The sequence below is a fragment of the Rhodococcus sp. KBW08 genome (assembly GCF_003852455.1).
GTDB lineage: Bacteria > Actinomycetota > Actinomycetes > Mycobacteriales > Mycobacteriaceae > Rhodococcus_F > Rhodococcus_F baikonurensis.
On sequence record NZ_QAJJ01000025.1, the window covers coordinates 75,898 to 93,034 of the forward strand.

18 protein-coding genes are annotated in these 17,137 nt (G+C 62.1%); 9 read left to right on the forward strand and 9 right to left on the reverse strand.

Annotated elements, in window-relative coordinates; genetic code table 11:
• The first annotated feature begins 2 nt into the window (after positions 1 to 2).
• Genes DBV08_RS28505 through DBV08_RS28520 form a run of 4 tightly spaced genes read left to right on the forward strand, consistent with a single transcriptional unit; the run spans position 3 to position 3,536 of the window.
• Positions 3 to 1,205 carry a lipid-transfer protein gene (locus DBV08_RS28505; protein WP_124569629.1) on the forward strand — a complete coding sequence of 401 codons (1,203 nt, stop codon included), beginning with the start codon at positions 3 to 5 and terminating at the stop codon, positions 1,203 to 1,205.
• Positions 1,205 to 2,074: a MaoC/PaaZ C-terminal domain-containing protein gene (locus DBV08_RS28510; protein ID WP_124569630.1), complete on the forward strand. Its 870-nt coding sequence runs from the start codon at positions 1,205 to 1,207 to the stop codon at positions 2,072 to 2,074. Before DBV08_RS28505 ends, DBV08_RS28510 begins: the two co-directional genes overlap by 1 nt.
• Complete coding sequence (locus DBV08_RS28515) at positions 2,074 to 2,724, forward strand: PaaI family thioesterase (protein ID WP_095968470.1); 651 nt, start codon at positions 2,074 to 2,076, stop codon at positions 2,722 to 2,724. The genes DBV08_RS28510 and DBV08_RS28515 overlap by 1 nt, the downstream gene beginning before the upstream one ends.
• A 23-nt stretch (positions 2,725 to 2,747) precedes the next feature.
• Positions 2,748 to 3,536 carry an SDR family NAD(P)-dependent oxidoreductase gene (locus tag DBV08_RS28520; protein WP_124569631.1) on the forward strand — a complete coding sequence of 263 codons (789 nt, stop codon included), beginning with the start codon at positions 2,748 to 2,750 and terminating at the stop codon, positions 3,534 to 3,536.
• 31 nt (positions 3,537 to 3,567) lie between these two features.
• On the opposite strand, the gene DBV08_RS28525 is transcribed toward DBV08_RS28520, so the two are convergent.
• Positions 3,568 to 4,392, reverse strand: a complete 825-nt coding sequence (locus DBV08_RS28525; protein WP_124569632.1) for a mycofactocin-coupled SDR family oxidoreductase — start codon at positions 4,390 to 4,392, stop codon at positions 3,568 to 3,570.
• Between the two features lie 135 nt (positions 4,393 to 4,527).
• Here DBV08_RS28525 and DBV08_RS32460 point away from each other — a divergent pair, with 135 nt between their 5' ends.
• Positions 4,528 to 4,686, forward strand: a complete 159-nt coding sequence (locus DBV08_RS32460; protein ID WP_185564963.1) for a hypothetical protein — start codon at positions 4,528 to 4,530, stop codon at positions 4,684 to 4,686.
• Between the two features lie 31 nt (positions 4,687 to 4,717).
• On the opposite strand, the gene DBV08_RS28530 is transcribed toward DBV08_RS32460, so the two are convergent.
• The 5 genes from DBV08_RS28530 to DBV08_RS28550 all read right to left on the reverse strand — a co-directional run bounded on the left by DBV08_RS28530 (position 4,718) and on the right by DBV08_RS28550 (position 9,843).
• Positions 4,718 to 6,214 carry a DUF222 domain-containing protein gene (locus tag DBV08_RS28530; protein WP_124569633.1) on the reverse strand — a complete coding sequence of 499 codons (1,497 nt, stop codon included), beginning with the start codon at positions 6,212 to 6,214 and terminating at the stop codon, positions 4,718 to 4,720.
• A 76-nt stretch (positions 6,215 to 6,290) separates the two neighbouring features.
• Positions 6,291 to 6,806, reverse strand: a complete 516-nt coding sequence (locus DBV08_RS28535) for a nuclear transport factor 2 family protein (RefSeq protein ID WP_095968474.1) — start codon at positions 6,804 to 6,806, stop codon at positions 6,291 to 6,293.
• A 1-nt stretch (position 6,807) separates the two neighbouring features.
• Entirely contained in the window at positions 6,808 to 7,704 is an 897-nt protein-coding gene (locus tag DBV08_RS28540; RefSeq protein WP_124569634.1) for a TIGR03619 family F420-dependent LLM class oxidoreductase, read from the reverse strand.
• A gap of 10 nt (positions 7,705 to 7,714) precedes the next feature.
• A complete protein-coding gene (locus DBV08_RS28545; protein WP_124569635.1) occupies positions 7,715 to 8,185 on the reverse strand; it encodes a nuclear transport factor 2 family protein in 471 nt (156 codons plus the stop codon).
• Positions 8,182 to 9,843, reverse strand: coding sequence for a class I adenylate-forming enzyme family protein (locus DBV08_RS28550; RefSeq protein WP_124569636.1), 1,662 nt, complete (start codon positions 9,841 to 9,843; stop codon positions 8,182 to 8,184). The genes DBV08_RS28545 and DBV08_RS28550 overlap by 4 nt, the downstream gene beginning before the upstream one ends.
• A 254-nt stretch (positions 9,844 to 10,097) precedes the next feature.
• Between DBV08_RS28550 and DBV08_RS28555 the strand changes: the two genes are divergently transcribed.
• Genes DBV08_RS28555 through DBV08_RS28565 form a run of 3 tightly spaced genes read left to right on the forward strand, consistent with a single transcriptional unit; the run spans position 10,098 to position 13,434 of the window.
• On the forward strand, positions 10,098 to 11,729 hold the full coding sequence (locus DBV08_RS28555) for an AMP-binding protein (RefSeq protein ID WP_397488172.1): 1,632 nt from the start codon (positions 10,098 to 10,100) through the stop codon (positions 11,727 to 11,729).
• A complete protein-coding gene (locus DBV08_RS28560) occupies positions 11,726 to 12,556 on the forward strand; it encodes an SDR family NAD(P)-dependent oxidoreductase (RefSeq protein ID WP_095968479.1) in 831 nt (276 codons plus the stop codon). Before DBV08_RS28555 ends, DBV08_RS28560 begins: the two co-directional genes overlap by 4 nt.
• Entirely contained in the window at positions 12,553 to 13,434 is an 882-nt protein-coding gene (locus tag DBV08_RS28565) for an LLM class F420-dependent oxidoreductase (protein ID WP_095968480.1), read from the forward strand. Before DBV08_RS28560 ends, DBV08_RS28565 begins: the two co-directional genes overlap by 4 nt.
• A gap of 14 nt (positions 13,435 to 13,448) precedes the next feature.
• On the opposite strand, the gene DBV08_RS28570 is transcribed toward DBV08_RS28565, so the two are convergent.
• Entirely contained in the window at positions 13,449 to 14,711 is a 1,263-nt protein-coding gene (locus DBV08_RS28570; protein WP_124569638.1) for a TetR/AcrR family transcriptional regulator, read from the reverse strand.
• A gap of 211 nt (positions 14,712 to 14,922) precedes the next feature.
• Between DBV08_RS28570 and DBV08_RS28575 the strand changes: the two genes are divergently transcribed.
• Positions 14,923 to 15,162, forward strand: a complete 240-nt coding sequence (locus DBV08_RS28575; RefSeq protein ID WP_095968482.1) for a LuxR C-terminal-related transcriptional regulator — start codon at positions 14,923 to 14,925, stop codon at positions 15,160 to 15,162.
• 37 nt (positions 15,163 to 15,199) lie between these two features.
• Here DBV08_RS28575 and DBV08_RS28580 read toward each other — a convergent pair whose 3' ends face one another.
• Together DBV08_RS28580 and DBV08_RS28585 are read right to left on the reverse strand one after the other, a co-directional pair.
• On the reverse strand, positions 15,200 to 15,763 hold the full coding sequence (locus tag DBV08_RS28580) for a GtrA family protein (RefSeq protein WP_095968483.1): 564 nt from the start codon (positions 15,761 to 15,763) through the stop codon (positions 15,200 to 15,202).
• A 65-nt stretch (positions 15,764 to 15,828) separates the two neighbouring features.
• On the reverse strand, positions 15,829 to 17,034 hold the full coding sequence (locus DBV08_RS28585; protein WP_397488160.1) for an enhanced intracellular survival protein Eis: 1,206 nt from the start codon (positions 17,032 to 17,034) through the stop codon (positions 15,829 to 15,831).
• Positions 17,035 to 17,137: the final 103 nt, after the last annotated feature.

Consider the following 17,137-nt stretch of genomic DNA (forward strand, 5'->3'; position numbering starts at 1 on the left):
ACATGAGCAATCGCACCTTCGTCATCGGCGTGGGCATGACCAAGTTCGAGAAGATCGAGACCCGCGACTGGGAATACCCGGACATGGTGACCGAAGCCGTCTCGAATGCCCTGACCGATGCCGGGATCGGCTACGACCAGATCCAGCGCGCTGCAGTCGGTTACGTGTTCAATGCGTCGACAGCAGGACAGCGAGCTCTCTACGAGACCGGTCTGACCGGCATTCCGATCTTCAACGTCAACAACAACTGCGCCACCGGCTCGACGGCACTGATGACGGCGCGCGAATGGGTCCAGGTCGGGCAAGCCGAGTGTGCTTTGGCCGTCGGCTTCGAGAAGATGACCAAAACTGCACTGACCGGCACCGGTGAGATGCCCAAGGTCACGACTTTGGACTCGCAGCTGAAGATCATGGTCGAGGACTACGGCTTCGCGCGCTCACCCATGACTGCGCAGCTGTTCGGCAATGCTGCCGTCGAACACATGAAGAAGTACGGCACGACGGTCGAACAGATTGCAGCCGTGGCGGTCAAGAACCACAAGCACTCGGTCAACAACCCGTATGCGCAGTTCCGTGACGAGTACACCCTCGAACAGGTACTCGGTGACAAGATGATTCACGATCCACTGACACGTTCGCAGTGCTCGCCGACTTCGGACGGCGCCGGAGCCGCGATCGTCGTGAGTGAGAAGTTCGTCCGTGAGCACGGACTCGAGGGCCGAGCGATCGAGATCGTCGCTCAGGCCATGACCACCGACACCGAGGCAGCATTTGCCGAGAGGTCGATGATCGACGTTGTCGGCGCGCCGATGACGGCGGCGGCCGCCGAGCAGGTCTTTGCCGAAGCCGGCATCAGCATCGAAGACGTCGACGTCATCGAACTGCACGACTGCTTCGCGATCAACGAGATCATCACCTACGAGGGCCTGGGGATGTGCGCTGTCGGAGAGGGCGGAAAGCTCGTCGAATCCGGCGCGACCACGTACGGCGGCCAGTGGGTCGTCAACCCGTCGGGTGGTTTGATCTCGAAGGGACACCCGCTGGGCGCGACGGGGCTGGCCCAGTGCGCCGAACTCACGTGGCAGCTTCGCGGGACCGCGGACGCTCGCCAGGTCGAGGGCGCACGAATCGGATTGCAGCACAACCTCGGACTGGGCGGCGCGTGCGTCGTGACCGTCTACCGAGCCGGAACTTTGGAGAACTGATGGCTATCGATCTCGATGTGGCGTTGTCCGCCGAACCGACAGTGCGCGAAGCGTCGTGGACCGACCGCGACGTCATGCTCTACCAGTTGGGACTCGGAGCAGGAGCGAATGCTCTGGATCCCGCAGAACTCACCTGGGTGTACGAAAAGGGTCTGAAGGTACTCCCGACGTTTGCAATGGTTGCAGGCCAGGGAGTTTCGGCGGGTGTATTGCCCGCACCGTCGATGAGTATGCCGGGAATCGACATCGACCTGCGCAAGATTCTGCACGGTGGGCAGTCGCTGACACTTCACGCGCCGATCCCGTCGACGGGTGCTGCTCGTATTTCCTCTCGGGTCGCCGACGTCTGGGACAAGGGAAAGGCAGCTGTGATCGTTCTCGAGACCGCGGCGCACGACCTTGACGGGAACCCGTTGTGGACCACCGGAATGCAGATCTGGGCGCGCGGCGAAGGTGGCTTCGGCGGGAGTGCCGGTCCCGAAGTTGTTGCCGGGGTGCCCGATCAGGCGCCCGACAAGGTGCTGACGTCGAGTACGAGTCCCTCGCAGGCGCTGGTGTACCGACTCAGTGGAGACATGAACCCGCTGCACGCCGATCCCGCCTTCGCGAAGATGGCGGGCTTCGACGCTCCGATTCTGCACGGCCTGGCGTCGTACGGCATCGTCTGCAAGGCAGTGGTGGACGGAATCCTCGACGGAGATCCGACGAGGGTGAAGAACTACTCGGTGCGGTTTGCCGGTTCGCTGTTCCCAGGCGAATCCATCACCACCTCGGTATGGCAGGACGGCAACACGTTGACGTTGGCGGCGACCTGCCCCGAGCGCGAGAACTCCCCGGTTCTCACACACGCAACAATGGAGATCAACTGATGGACCTCGGTACACACCCCACGGCAGCCACACACCCGGGCGGCACGATTCTGACTTCGCCGCCGCAAGACGCCCCGGTCGACCGGGCCACGGCAGCAGCCCGACGCGTTGTCGACGCGATGCTGCGGACCGACCGCGAAAACGCCAACCTGGACCGGGTTGCGGAGGAGCTCAACAGCATTGCCGAGCACCTCGAGCAGCACTCACCCGAGGTGGCTGAGCGTTTGATCGACATGTGGAACGGTGAGGGCGTGACTCGTCACGATCCGGTGACCGGCCCCGAGAATGCCATTGCGCCGCCGCTCGTTCTGGAAGGGCTCGCTGACGGGTCGGTGCAGGGAGTGGTCACGTTGACGCTGCCGTACCAGGGCCCTCCCGGCCATGTACACGGCGGTGTTTCGGCGCTGCTGCTCGATCACGTTCTCGGCGTCGCGAACGCCTGGGGCGGAACTTCCGGCATGACAGCACAATTGAGCACTCGGTACCATCGCCCGACTCCGCTGTTCGAGCCCCTCACGATCAGCGGCAAATTCCTTTCCAAGGACGGCCGCAAGATTCACACCGTCGGTGAGATCAAGACTGCGGACGGCGAATTGTGTGTGTCGGTAGAGGGCCTGTTCATCGACAAGACCGTGCCGCGCCCCAGGTAGGGGTTCTGACGAAGGAGGGCCCAGTGGGCAAGCTCGACGGACGTGTAGCAGTGGTCACCGGTGCCGGTATGGGCATCGGGCGCGGAGTGGCGGGCGCGTTCGCGCGTGAAGGCGCGTCGGTGTTGGTTGCCGAGATCGACGAGGCAGCGGGCCTCGAAACCACCCAGTGGTTGCGGGACGAATGGGGCGCGGAGGCTGAGTTCATCCGTACCGATGTCACCGACAAAGCTCAGGTTGTCGCCATGGTTGACCGGGCCGTCGAGCGGTTCGGGCGCCTCGACATCCTGGTCAACAATGCTTGGCGAACTTTCGGTTTCGCTCGGCTCGAGAAGATGACCGACGAGCAATTGCGCGGCGGTTTCGACATGGCGGTGATGGCCGCTTTCTGGGCCATGCAGGCCGCGTTGCCGGAACTCGAGCGTCACGGCACCGGCCGCGTGATCAACATGTGCAGCCTCAACGGGGTGAATGCTCACATGTACTCGGTGCAGTACAACGCGGCCAAGGAAGCATTGCGAACGCTGACTCGCACTGCTGCCCGCGAGTGGGCCCCCAAGCATGTGAATTGCAACGTCATCTGTCCCGGTGCGCAGAGTGCGGCGTACAAGCGTGTCGCCGAAGCCAATCCGGAGAACGTGGCAGTGATGGCCGCACAGAACCCGATGGGGCGGATCGGCGATCCCCTCGACGACATCGGCCCCGTTGCGGCCTTCCTGGCGAGTGACGACAGCCGCTACGTCACCGGCAACACCCTCTTCGTCGACGGCGGCGGGCACATCAACGGTGTGCAGTGGGCGCCGACCGTCGACTGATCGGCAGTTGTTCGGCTCGAGATTCCGGTGTCTATTTGGCCGTGAAGCCGGCGTCGACCGGCAACGCGATACCTGTGACGTATCGAGCCTGATCCGAAACCAACCAGGCTATCGCGTTGCTGACGTCGGCAGCCTCGATCAGCCCGACGTTCAAGAGGTTGCCCACGTCGGCTCCGCTCGATGTGGGGGAGTCCGCAAACAGTTTCGCGACGGCGTCGTTGACGACCATCGGTGTATTCGCGCCCGTCGGGTGCACGGAGTTGACACGAATATTGTGGGGAGCAAGCCAGTGCGACCACGTGCGACCAAGCCCCACGATGGCATGTTTACTCGCGCAGTAGCCGTCGGACCCGCCGGTGCCGTCACCTCCGCGACCGACAAGTCCCAGTGTCGATCCGGTCAGGACTATTGCGCCGCCTGTCCCTTGCTCGATCATCGGGGGCGCTGCGGCCTGGACGGTATTCCAGACACCGAAGAGATTGACCTCCATCTGGTCGCGGAAGGCGCGAGCATCGTCGACGTCCGGAGACATCATGCCGATACCGGCGTTGGCCAGGACGATGTCGAGGCTGCCCAACTCCGCAATTCCTTCGGATACTGCAGCTTCTAGCGCAGGTAAATCGCGAACGTCGACTTCTCGCGCGACGACATGTCTCCCGAGGGCCTCGACCATTGCCGTTGTCTGCCTCAAATCGTCGTCGGTTCCCATCGGGTAGGCCACCGATTCGATCTGACGGCAGATGTCGAGCGCAATGATGTTCGCGCCCTCCTGCGCCAGTCGCACGGCGTGGCTTCGGCCCTGACCTCGGGCGGCTCCGGTGATCAGTGCGGTTTTGCCTTCCAACTGTCCGGGCATGGGTGCTCCGTCCGTCGAGATACATGATTACTCGGTCATGAGTAATGACTCGAGCGGAAGGCGAAACTCGTCGCCGGCGACGTAGTCTGAGTTCAGATACAGCGGGAACTCGCTTCGGAAGAGAAGGGGCTCGGTATGTCCGATTGGGAGAAGAAGTTCGAAGCTGAAGCCAAGGGCCTCCTGGCCGAGGCTGAAGAAGAGCTGACCGTCCTCGAAGGTGTCGACACCATCGATCCGTTTGCCGAAGACGATCCGTCAGCGGGAGATGACGACACCACGTCGACGTCAGATTGACCCCGGCGACACGTCGACGCACCTCGGCACCTCAGAACGGTGGCGGGTCGTCTCCGTAATCGATGGGTTCTCGATGGGCTCGCGGTGATTTCCGCCGCTCACATTGAATGTGCTCCTGTGCTCTTTTCTGAATCTGTCGGCGCCGGCGATTCCGTTCACTCTGGATACGCGCAGCCTTGTTCTCCGCCTGGGTCCGTCGATTTCGACCGCCCTGCGGCGTTACCGGTTCGGCCGACCCCGCCGCCAACCCTGCGGGTCGCGTTCGGTAGCGATGCCCGGTCGGTGACGTCAGCGACAAGGTCCGATCCCCGTTCGACGCGAACCGCCACCGGTCGGAATGCTTGAGGCGATGATGATTGCGGCAGAACGCACTCATATTCGATTCGACTGTTTTACCGCCGCGTTCGGGATCGCCATGATGGAACGGTTCATTGTGGTCCAGATCGGAATTCCAGGCCGGTACATCACAATGCAGCCACTGGCAGCTGCCCGCGATGACCCGCAACCAGGTATCGAGAACTGAACCAGGCCGGTAGACGTACGCCGAACCGGGCACCGATTCGGTGGCGGTATCAGCGGGTACTCGGACGTTTCGAATTACGGCGTCTTGGGCGATGTCGCGAGCATGCTCAGCGCTGATCACCCCGTACCCGTCGAGGTGAGCGGGCTCGCCGCCTCCGCGCAGAGTGGAATCAGTCATCACGACGTGAACCATGGGCCGACGAACGACAACACCACCGCTACGATCCTGCGGGCAATCAGCTCGGCCACAGTTGCACGGCAAGAACGGTGATCCGTTGGTCAACTCGAAGAGCGCGTCGGCTCGTCGCTGCTCGTATGTTCGAGAGTCGTTTCGGCATACCGACATTGCCAACTCGCGTAGTCGGCCGTCGAATGCCCGAGCCTGCTCTGCCGGAACGCTTCCCAAGATCTTTGCCATCCCGTCCTCGGCAGCGCTGACCCCGACAAACCGATCGGTGAGCGCACGACGTCGGCGTTCTCGCATACCTTCTGGGTCCACCATCGCCACGATCCGATCGATCGCCGCTGTAAGTCGTCTGCCCGTCAGGCCCGTTCCGCCGGCTACCGGTGGGGCGAGAACTTGTTCGAGCAGTTGTCGTTCCACCTCGTCGATCAGCTCGTCTTTCACGTTCGCGGTCGCGGAATCGATCAAACCGACTCGGTACAGATCCAACTCGCCACGCGCCATCGCTGCTCGAGTGCGGTGCAGCCGAGTCTTCAACGAGAACCCCAACCCGATCAGCTTGCCTGCAGCCGCGCGGCCCATCGTCAGTGACGCACCGACTTCCGATTCAGCCAACTCGTGTGCGGTCGACGACCACGCACCACTGGCGGCATGCTCTGAGCTTCGCCGCGAAAAGACCTCGGCAATCACAGCGAGCTTGCGTTCGACCAGCATCGCCTCACATGCGTGCAGATCTGTCATGAGATCAACCAGCGCACAATCAGTTTCGGTACCGGTCAGCTGTGCCGAGATACCGAAAAGCTCTGTCGCGGGGTTGAACATGCATTCATCATATTCGAATGCATGTTCGAATGCAGCTGAATCTTCAAATCAGTCGGAATAGTCCGAATCGTGAACCTCAACGCATTTCAAGGGTTTGGCGTAGTGCTGTCAGCGGATCCGAGGCATCTCGACGCCCACGCGGGCCAGGCCCTTCGGGGTTGACGAAGCGGCCCTCGTCCGAGCGGGTCCACTCTCGTACGGCCCATCGCTCCTTGATCGCCCAACGACCGTCGCGTCGCTCCATGTGGTCGATGAATCGCGCACCGCTGGTGAAGTTGACCATCCCGATGCCTTCGGGACCGCCCCAATGTGTGGACATCGAATACGCCTCGCTGATCGCCTGGTCGCCGTGTAGTTCGACCAGGTGGTTGCCGATGTGATGCATCGTGCCGCCGATCGCCGAGAGTTTCGGTGTGACCCAGGCGATGTACTCGTCTATGTTGCCGTCGAAACCGGTGTGGTGGTCGATCGCGTCCGGATGGTAGGCGCTGCGGACGAGATCGAAGTCGAGGCGGTCGATGCCGCGACAGTACGTCAGAACTACCTCACGGATTGCCTGCTTGTCGATGAGATCTTGCAGTGCCCGGTCCATGTCACGCCTCCTTGATGCTGCTAATCCAGTCGAGTAGTTCTGGTAGTTCTTCGGCTGCGCAGTCGAATACGGCAGGTCGAAAGACGACGACGGACGCGCCGCGGTCGAACCAGTCCCGGGCTTTGTCTGCCGTTGCCGAGAGGTCGACGGACCCGTTGTCGCGTCGAATCGGTGCTGCAGATACTTGCACACGTGCGGTATCCAGGTCACGGTCGTGGGCCTCGAAAGTGTTGCGCAGCAATGTGACACTGTCGGAGAACGTTCCCAGATCGGTCGGGTTCACGGTCCAACCGTCGGCGACGCGTGCGATGCGGTCGAAGTTCCGCTGACTTGGTCCGAACCCGAAGAGCACTGGTACTCGGGGCTGGATCGGCAGTGGGAGGCTGTGGTAGTTCTCGAAGGCGAAGTCGCGTCCCTTGAAGTTGGCCGGGGCATTGGTCCACAGTTCGCGACACGCTGCGACAGTCTCCTCCATGCGCCCGAATCGCGCATCGAAAGGCATGTTGGTGGCAGTGTATTCGGCTTCTTGCCAACCGACGCCGAAGCCCATCACAGTTCGACCTTCGGACAGTGAGTCGAGTGTGGCAACCTGTTTGGCGAGCAGAGCCGCCGGACGAACAGTGGCGATCAGAACCGACACCCCGAGGCGAGCACGTTCCGTCACTGCCGCGATCGAGGACAGCAATGAAATCTGTTCGTACCAAGGGTGATCCAAGGGGAACAAGAAGTTGTGTTCGACTACCCGCCGAGCGTGTGCGTCGGCATTGAACCCGAGGTGATCGCCGGTGCAGATCAGATCGACTCCGGCACGGTCAGCGCGCGCGGCGAAGTCCAGAACCGGGCGAATCTTGCCGTCGAACAGCGCTTCGAGGCCCAGAACGTTGACGCCGATTTCCACAGTCGTTCCTCTACAGCGCACGCTTGGCATGAGCGGACATGTCGCCCATGTTGTCCATACAGAAGAGTCTCGAGCTGAACTGCCACGATCCGTCGACGCAGCTGAAACGATCGAAGTAACGCCCCGACAGGATGGGTTGCAGGGCAAGTGTTTCAGTGCCTTGTATGACCGTGATGTACGAGAGCGCCGACGCCGATTCGCCGTCGACTGCGATCCGCGTGTTTGTCAGCAGGTGCTTGGTTCGTGGAATCGGAGGATCGCCGTACATGCGAATGAAGCCACTGCAGGCTGCGAACACGGCATCGGCGTCGGATGAAATGAGCGTGGTGGCAATCCCGTCCGGCCCGCACTGCCCGTAGTCGGACCGGGCGAACAATGCGGCGACTTCACGCAATCTGCCCTGATCGATCAGATGCGTGTACTCGCAGAGCAGGTCACGGATCGCCGACTCGGCGACGATCCGTGACAGCTCCGCGGTCATACGGTGATCTCGCGCCGAACCATCTTGCCGGTTGCGTTGCGAGGCAACAGATCATTGGTGATGCGCCACTTCGACGGCACCTTGAAGTAGGACAGGCGCTCGGCGGCGTAGTCGCGCAACTCGGCCTCCGTGGTGTCCGCTCCGGGACGCAGGACAACCACGGCAGAGACTTCCTGGCCGAGGTCGGGGTGCGGCATGCCGATGACAGCACACTCGATCACGTCGGGGTGTTCGTCGAGCGTCTGCTCGATCTCGGTGGGGTAGACGTTCTCGCCGCCACGCAGGATCAGGTCGGAACGACGGCCCGTGAGACGGAGACGACCGTTCTCGATGACGCCGAAATCGCCGGTGCGGAGCCAGCGTCCAGGTGCAATTGCAGACTCGGTCGCCTCGTCGTTCTCCCAGTATCCGAGCATGACGAACGGGCTGCGCACGCACACTTCACCTTCGATGCCGTCCGGCAGCCACTCGCCGAACGGATCGCGAATCTCCATCGAGACGGTGATGATCGGACGTCCGAGAGTGCCTGGGAACTCTTCGAGTTCGGCGCCGACGGCGACTGCGATGGCGGTGCTGCATTCGGTGAGACCGTAGCTGTCGACCAGAGCATTGCGTGCGAACGGCACCTGCTCCTTGAGTCGTTCCTTGAAAGCGGGTGACGACGGCGCCGACGCCAGCGAGAATGCAGTCAGCGAGGAGACGTCGTACTTGGCGATGTTGCCGTGTTCGAGCAGACGCGACGCCATCGTCGGCACCGCACCCCAGTTGGTGACGCGCTCGCGTTCGACCAATCCGAGAACCTTGTCGACGTCGAAGCCGCCCTCGGTCAGGATGACGGCACTGCCCGTCGCGAGACGGGGGACCACCAGATTGTGCAGGCTGGCGATGTGGAAGAGCGGGGAGGTGAGTAGATAACGCAGTGGGCTCGGCTTGGAAGCGTCGTACTCACGGCCGGTGAATGCTGCGCCGATCGCGTCGCTGTACTTGTGGTAGTCGACGACGGCCATCACGTTGCGGTGCGAGTGGAGTGCGCCCTTGGGGCGGCCGCTGGTACCACTGGTGAACAGGATGACGGCGGGATCGTCCTCGTCGATGTCGGTGCTCGGCACCTCGGAGCCTGCATATTCCGCGATGAGCGCGGGCAGATCCTCCTCCATGGTGAGGACCGTGATGTCTGCCGGCAGTTCGGGGAGGGCGGCGCCGCGCTTGGCGTCCACGACCAGAACCTTCGGACGTGAGAGCTCGATCCCGTGGGTGACCTCGCGCGGAACCCACCAACCGTTGAGACCGACAGCGATCGCGCCGAGCGCCTGCGTCGCGAAGAACGTCATGACCCATTCGGGAGTGTTGGCAGCGAGGATGCCCACACGGTCGCCCTTGCGGACGCCGTACTTGTCCCGCAGAGCAGTTGCCAGCGCGGCGACGGAATCGGCGTGCTCGGTGAACGAGATTCGACGATCGCTGGTGACGAGATAGTCGCCGTCGCCCCAGGCGCGAGACGCCGAGATGAGTTCACCGATGGCGTGACCACGGTTCTTCATCACGGGCATGACGGTGCCGAGAACCTCTTCTTCGACGATCTCGAATGGCCCACCTGGACCGGTGAGGCGTGAGACCGCCTGGTCCAGAAGCAACTGCGGATCTGCGGGGGCAGTCATGGAATGGCCTTTCGTATTGTGGCGCTTTTCACGTCACAAAATCTCACGAGAAAATCATATCTGTGGCGGCGGTTACCACTGAGCGAGACTGAGACGGTTCCGGCTTTGAGGCGTCGATACGTTCGAGTCGTATCGCAGTTGGAGTAATCGACATTCCGATATCGACTAGGACACAGGACACGATGACGAACACCGCCACCGAAGCATCTTCGAATGCAGCTCTTGCAGCTCCTCAGCGCGAGGACGTCGCGCAGATGTTGATCGACCGTCTCGGTGATCAGCACCTGGGTCTGCGGACGCGGACGCAGGACTGGAGCTGGGACGAAGTGGTGCGCGAGAGCGCAGCGCGTGGCTCGCTTGCGAAATCGCTTCGCGCGCCTGGACCGTTTCACATCGGAGTCCTTCTCGAGAACGATCCCGAGTTCCTGTTCTGGCTCGGCGGCGCGGCCCTGACCGGAGCCACGATCGTCGGCATCAATCCGACCAGGCGTGGAGCCGAGCTCGAGGCCGAGGTCCGGTACGTCGACTGCCAGCTGATCGTCACCGACAAAGCGGGCTACGAGAAGTTGTCCGGCCTTGACCTCGGACTGACCGAAGACCGTTTCGTGCTCGTCGACGACGCGTCCTACCCGGACAAGATTGCAACGCATCACGTCGAATCGCCTCAGATCGACCTCGGCGTCGACGCGTCGACCCTGTTCCTGCTTCTCTTCACCTCGGGTACCACCGGAATGTCCAAGGCAGTGCGGTGCAGCCAGGGGCGTCTGACACGGTTGGCCTACGCGAACTGCGCCAAGTACGACATCGACCGCGACGATGTCTGCTATTGCTGCATGCCGCTCTTCCACGGCAACGCGCTGATGGCCCTGTGGGCGCCAGCCCTTTCACAAGGAGCCACCGTCTGCCTCGTCCGCAAGTTCACCGCTTCGGGCTTCATGCCGGACGTTCGGTTCTACGGCGCAACCTATTTCACCTACGTCGGTAAGGCCTTGGGGTATCTCATGGCGACGGCAGAACAACCGGACGACATCGAGAACACCCTCACACACGGATTCGGGACCGAGGCCTCACCGGGGGACAAGGCAGAATTCATCCGCCGTTTCGGTGCACAACTTTTCGAGGGATACGGCTCGAGTGAAGGTGCCGGTTCGGTGGTGCTCGATCCGAACCAACCGGCCGGAGCGCTGGGCCGACCCGCGAACGAGAACATCGTCATCGTCGATCCCGACACCCGCGAAGAGCGCCCCCGCGCGATCCTCGACGAGCACGGTCACGTGCTCAACCCCGACGAATCGATCGGCGAGATGGTCGACAAGGCCGGATCGAAGAAGTTCGAGGGGTACTACAAGAACGAAGACGCCATCGCGGAGAAGATTCGCCACGGTTGGTATTGGACAGGCGATCTCGGCTACGTCGACGAGGCCGGCTTCATCTACTTCGCCGGACGCAAGGGTGACTGGATCCGGGTCGACGGTGAGAACACCTCGGCGCTGATGATCGAGCACATCCTGCGTCGTCATCCCAAGGTGATTGCCACGGGTGTCTTCGCGGTGCCGGATCCGCGTTCGGGTGATCAGGTGATGGCTGCGATCGAGGTTGCCGATCTCGCCGATTTCGATCCGGTCGAGTTCGCTGACTACCTTGCCGCGCAGGCGGATTTGGGTACCAAGGCGGCGCCACGATTTGTTCGCGTTTCGACCGACCTGCCCGTCACGGGCTCCAACAAGGTTCTCAAACGTGAGCTTCAGGCCGATCGCTGGCGTACCGACGAGCCGGTGTTCCACTGGGTGGGCCGCGGCACTCCCGAATACACGTTGATGACCGAAACTGACGTGGTGAATCTGGAGAAGGAGTTCGAGACACACGGCCGTTCGCGGTTCCTGTGAGTGGAGTTGCGCTGGTCACCGGCGCTTCCCGGGGGATCGGCCGAGAGTGCGCGCTTGCATTCGCGCGCGCCGGATTCGACGTAGCAATCACTGCTCGCACCGTTCGTGAAGGAGAGGGGCGGGCAGCCCCGCGAACCAGGCAAGGCGAGCAAGTGATTCCGGTGCCCGGCAGCCTGGAGACGACGGTTGCCGAGATCGAGTCCTTCGGTGTGCGCGCATTGGCCGTTCCGATGAACCTGCTCGATCTGACATCCGTCCGCGGCGCCGGTGAACGGGTGCTGGCAGAGTGGGGACATGTCGACGTGCTGGTGAACAACGCCTACGCGCAGACGGTCGGGAACATGGACCGGGTGCTCGACATCGAGATCGACGACGCTCAGGCGATGGTGATCGGAAATTATCTGCACCAACTCGCTCTGGTTCAGGTGATACTCCCGTCGATGATCAAGCGGGGCAACGGCGTAGTGGTCAACCTGGCATCGGGTTCGGCGACCATGGATCCGCCTGCGCCGCCCGGCGAGGGTGGTTGGGGTTTGTCGTACGCCGCGTCGAAGGCGTCGTTCGGACGTATCGCCGGAGCGATCAACTCCGAGTATCGAAACGCCGGAATCAAAGCGTTCAACCTGAGTCCGGGATTTGTCATCACGGAATCAGGTAAAGCCCGCGGTGGCGCGGAAGCAATAGTGGAAGCCGGATTTGCGGCCACACCGGCATCCGTACCCGCTGCAGCGGCGGTGTGGCTTGCAACAGATCCCGATGCGGACCGGTTTGTCGGTCGCGTCGTGGACGGTCCGAAATTGATGGCGACACTGGAGGAAACGGTATGAAGCTCGGCGTGGTCGTTCCGGTCGAACTGGGTCGAAGCGGAGACCCTGATTGGATTCTGCAATTCGCCCGTGCGGCTGAATCGCTGGGTTTCGACGAGATCTCGGCAGTGGAGCACTCGGTGGTCATCGCCGACACCGAGAGTGAATACCCCTATTCTCCGACCGGCAAATCGCATCTTCCCGATGACTGCGACATCCCGGATCCGCTTGAACTGCTCTCGTTCGTGGCGGGTGCGACAACCACGTTGGGCTTGTCCACTGGAGTTCTGGTGCTGCCAAATCACAATCCGGTAGTGCTCGCCAAGCGATTGGCGACGCTCGATCGCCTTTCGGGTGGGCGATTGCGCATCTGCCTCGGTCTGGGGTGGATGAAGGAAGAGATCGAAGCGTGCGGCGGTGACTTCGAGCGCCGCGGCAAGGTAGCCGATGAGGCCATCGCGGTGATGCGTGCACTCTGGGTGGGCAAGGAAGCAGTCGATTTCGACGGCGATTACTTCTCGTTCAAGGGTGCGTACAGCTGGCCGAAACCTCATCGCGAGTCCGGAGTTCCGCTCTACATCGGTGGACACAGTCTTGCTGCTGCTCGGCGTGCCGGCCGGTTGGGTGATGGTTTCCAGCCGCTGGGACTCGCCGGTGAAGATCTCGACAAGGCCATTGCAGCGATGAAAGCTGCTGCGGTGAAGGCAGATCGAGATTCTGCCGACGTCTCTCTGGTACTCGGTGCGAGCCTGCCCAGGCTCGACGAAGCGAAACTCGAGTGGGCACGCGGGTTGGGAGCCGATCGAATCGTGTTGTCCGCGAGCCGTCGTGGCACGTCGCTGGAACTGATCATCGACGAAATGGCCGAATGCTCGAAGCGGCTGGGGCTCGTAGCGTAATTCGCCCCGTCTGATCAGGGATGGGCCAGCCCGTTCAGGAGCATCGCGCCGACGCAGGCTGCGTTGTCGGCCGGGCTGTCGGCTCGGCGGGTGAAGCACCGCAATAGGAGGGTGTTGGTTATTCCCGCGGCGATGTCCATCGGAGCACTGATGGTCGACAAGACTCCGTTGTCCTGGCCCCGCTGCACAATCGGCGCGATGATCGAGGGAATGTTGAGTTTCTCTTTGAGTGACAGCAGGCTCTCGGGCTCGCCGTAGGTGTCGTGGGCAACGGCAACCAACAGTGCATCCATGAACTCTGTTTCGTCAGAGGCTAGTTGAGCGCAGCGGAGTAGAAAGTTCTCGATGATCGCGACGTCGCCGAGACCGATCAGGATGTCGTCGGCAACGGTTTCTCGCAGTGAGTCCACTCGGCTCTGAAGGGCTGCCACCAGGATGTGGGGCTTGGTGGGAAACAGTTTGTTCGCAGCGGCGCGGGGGACTGCCGCAGTGTCGGCGATGTCGTTGATCTGCGTCATGAAGTATCCGCGTTTGCCGAATTCGCTACGGGCGGCGGCGAGAAACGCCGCTCGCGGATCACGCGGCAGCGGACGCGTCTCAGCGGGCTGGTCGATGGGACTGACAACGTCATCGAGGTGTTGGTGAAGGCCAGACGTGTCGACGACGGCACCCAATATCGCGAGCAGCGCGTCGGACATGATGTCGGGTGAGACGGAGCGGGAATCGATGCGGCTACGAATGCGGAAGCCGTCGATCACCGCATTGACCGTGACAGCGAAGGTCTTGGTGGTGAACGGCCTTCGGAGTGTTGCGTCGGTTTTCTCGAAGAGGGCCTCGTAGGCCGCGGACACGAGCTCGTCGCGTCGACGATATTCGTTTCCCAGAGCGGTGGAGGTTCGCCGGTGTGAGCCCGCAAAAATGTGTGAGAGAAGACTTCTTGCAGTCGACGCGTCGTTGACGATTGCGTCGAATGCCTCTTTGACGAGAGTGGTGACCGTCGGACGAAGCGCGTCGTCGTTTGCTACCAACTGTGCGCGCACGGTCTGCTTCACTTTGTCGGCGCTGTGCAAGGTCGATTCGGTGAGGCTGGTGATCACGGCCTCGATGAATTCGGATTTGGTTCGGAACTTGCGAAAGAACGTGGCCTGCGATGCACCGGCTTGGTTGACGACCTGTTCGCTCCGAAGTCCGCGTTCGAGAATGTCTCGAGGGGGCTCGACGAGCGTCGTCACGCCTGCATCGACGAATTGCATGGTGGACGCGTCGCGGTCAGTCATCGTCGGTCCTTCGCTCGTTCGACAGGCTCTCCCCGCGCATTACGGGCAAACAAGACTCTACCGAGGTCAAGGCCTGCTCGAGTGGTGTTCTGAGAGTGTTCACTCTCGCTCGAGAGTTATCCCAGTCAACAAACGGAGTGACCCCGCGACCACGCTCCGTTTCCATGGGAGTTCGACCGCGCTGAAAGCCTGGAAGTAAGGGACACCACCGATGAAGACTGCCGACTCACCCAGCCTCAGTAGGCGTGAAGTACAGGTGCTGTTGACCTGGATTCGCTGCGACTCGAAAGCCGAAGTCTCCCGTGAGTTGTACATCGCGGAGGGAACGGTGAATACGCACCTCGCCCGTATTCGAGGGAAGTACGACGGAGTTGGCCGGACAGCCCCGACGAAGATGGCACTGCTTGCACGCGCCCTTCAGGACGGGCTGATCGGTATCGACGAACTCTGATCGAAGCGCGAGCGATCGGGTGCGTCGATCCTGAAAGTCAGTCGAGGGCGGTGGCGTCGGTTGTCGGTGTCTTGGTGCCGGGAGTCGCTTCGATGTCGAGAACGACCTGGCTGTCGGTGGCTTCTTCGGGGAAGACGTACCGACGCATGGCCCACCAGCGGAAGGCCGTGGCCAGCAGGGTTCCGATGATCGATCCGCTGATGAAGTCCGCGAAGTTCTCCATGAAGAGGGAGACGTTGGGCTGGCGCAGGTGGAACACGTAGCTGGAGATCCACAGCGGAACCTGGTTGATGGCCAAACCGATACCCGCGACGATGAAGAACAGCGCGGCCTCGTGATGGCGCTGTCTACCACCACGCTGAGCAAACGACCATTCGCGGTTGAGCACGTAGGACAGAACCGTCGCGATGAGGACTGCGAGGATGTTGGCCGTCACCGGGTGCTGAGGCAGGACCGTCCACTTGATACCGAAGAACAGAACCGTGGTGACGATGAAGGCGATGCCGCCGACCACCAGGAACTTGAGCATTTCTGCGTGCGGCAGGACGCGCACGAGGACCCGCTCAGGAAGCCTATTGACCATCTTTCCGACAAACGCCATTGTTCGAGGCTAACCCTGAATACGGCCGACGGCACAAATCGTCCACCCACGTGTCGGCAAGATCATCAGAATCCGTACCCGAGAATTGCGGGCTTCTGCGCGTTGAAAGCGAAGTCGAAATTCCGGATCTCCTGCGGATCGGACGCGTGGAGCCGGTGCGCCGCCGCGAAGGACTTGGCCTGGTGCTCGCCCAGGTACAAGCTGCTCAGAACATCAGAGGGCATCGTGATCGCAGGCTCCGCGTCAGTGACCGTACAGGTGGCCTTGCCGCCCTTGACCTGAAGCGCGAAAGTTCCGCCGGCCTTCAGGAACGGATCGTCGACCTTGATGACTGTGTCCAGGTCAGCAGCATATTCACGAGCCTCGAGAGCCGCGGGCACGTTCATGATGCGCAGCCACAGTCGATCGGAGCGCGTCGTCGTCCGGGCAAGGCGGTAGTCCGTGAGCATCAGCCGGAGTGGATCGGCAGGATGCTGGCGTGTCTCGATCCGGGTAACGAGGTCGAGGCCGCAGATCGTTCGCCACAGCGCCGCGTGCGCATCTTCGGTGATCGTCACGAACTCGTCGATCCGGGCGATGCTGTCGCGGCCCTCGCTCGTGTGCCGGTAAGCGATGTATCCGTCCGCGTGTGTCAGAAAGAACAGTCCGGAGGCGCCGTCACGATCCTCGGACGGGTCGGCGAACATATGGTCCCAGAGCGGTTGCGGACGCACTTGAGCGCCGGGTGTCTGCAGCCGCCAGCGGTCGTAGATCTCGGGTAGAAGCGTCGAGGCAGCTTTGATGTCGACGATGGACACGCCACCGTTGTCGGGCACCTCGGGGCGAAATCGCGCGAAGCGGCGATCGAGGGTGATGCCCTCGCTGAAGGTGGCGGGGCCGTATCCGAAGCGGTTGTAGATGCCGGCTTCGCTGGCCGTCAGGGCGGCAAGTGGTGCTCCGGTCGACTCGATGTGGGCGTGAAGTGCAGTGAACATCGAGCGTAGGACGCCACGACGACGGTGAGTCGGGGCGACGGATACCCAGGTGATTCCGCGCGTGGGGAGTTGGCGGCCGCCGGGCACGGTGAATTCCATGTCGATTTCGATGGCCACGCCGACGGGTAAGTCACCGTCGACGGCGAGGATGATGTCCTCGGGCTTGTAGAGCGCCTTCGTCAGTTCGCTGACCGCGGGAGACGGGTGAAAACCGAACCCCACCGAGTCGAGTAGTTGGAGAGCCGGCCAGTCACTCTCGGTAGCGGTGCGGATGGTGATCTTGTTTTCGGGGCTCACGTATATCGACTCTGGCATAGATTGCGTGAAGACGCACATGAATATCGGGGCTGACGTTTCCTCACCGGCTCCCAGGGGTACCGCCCGACGGACCAGTCCTGCG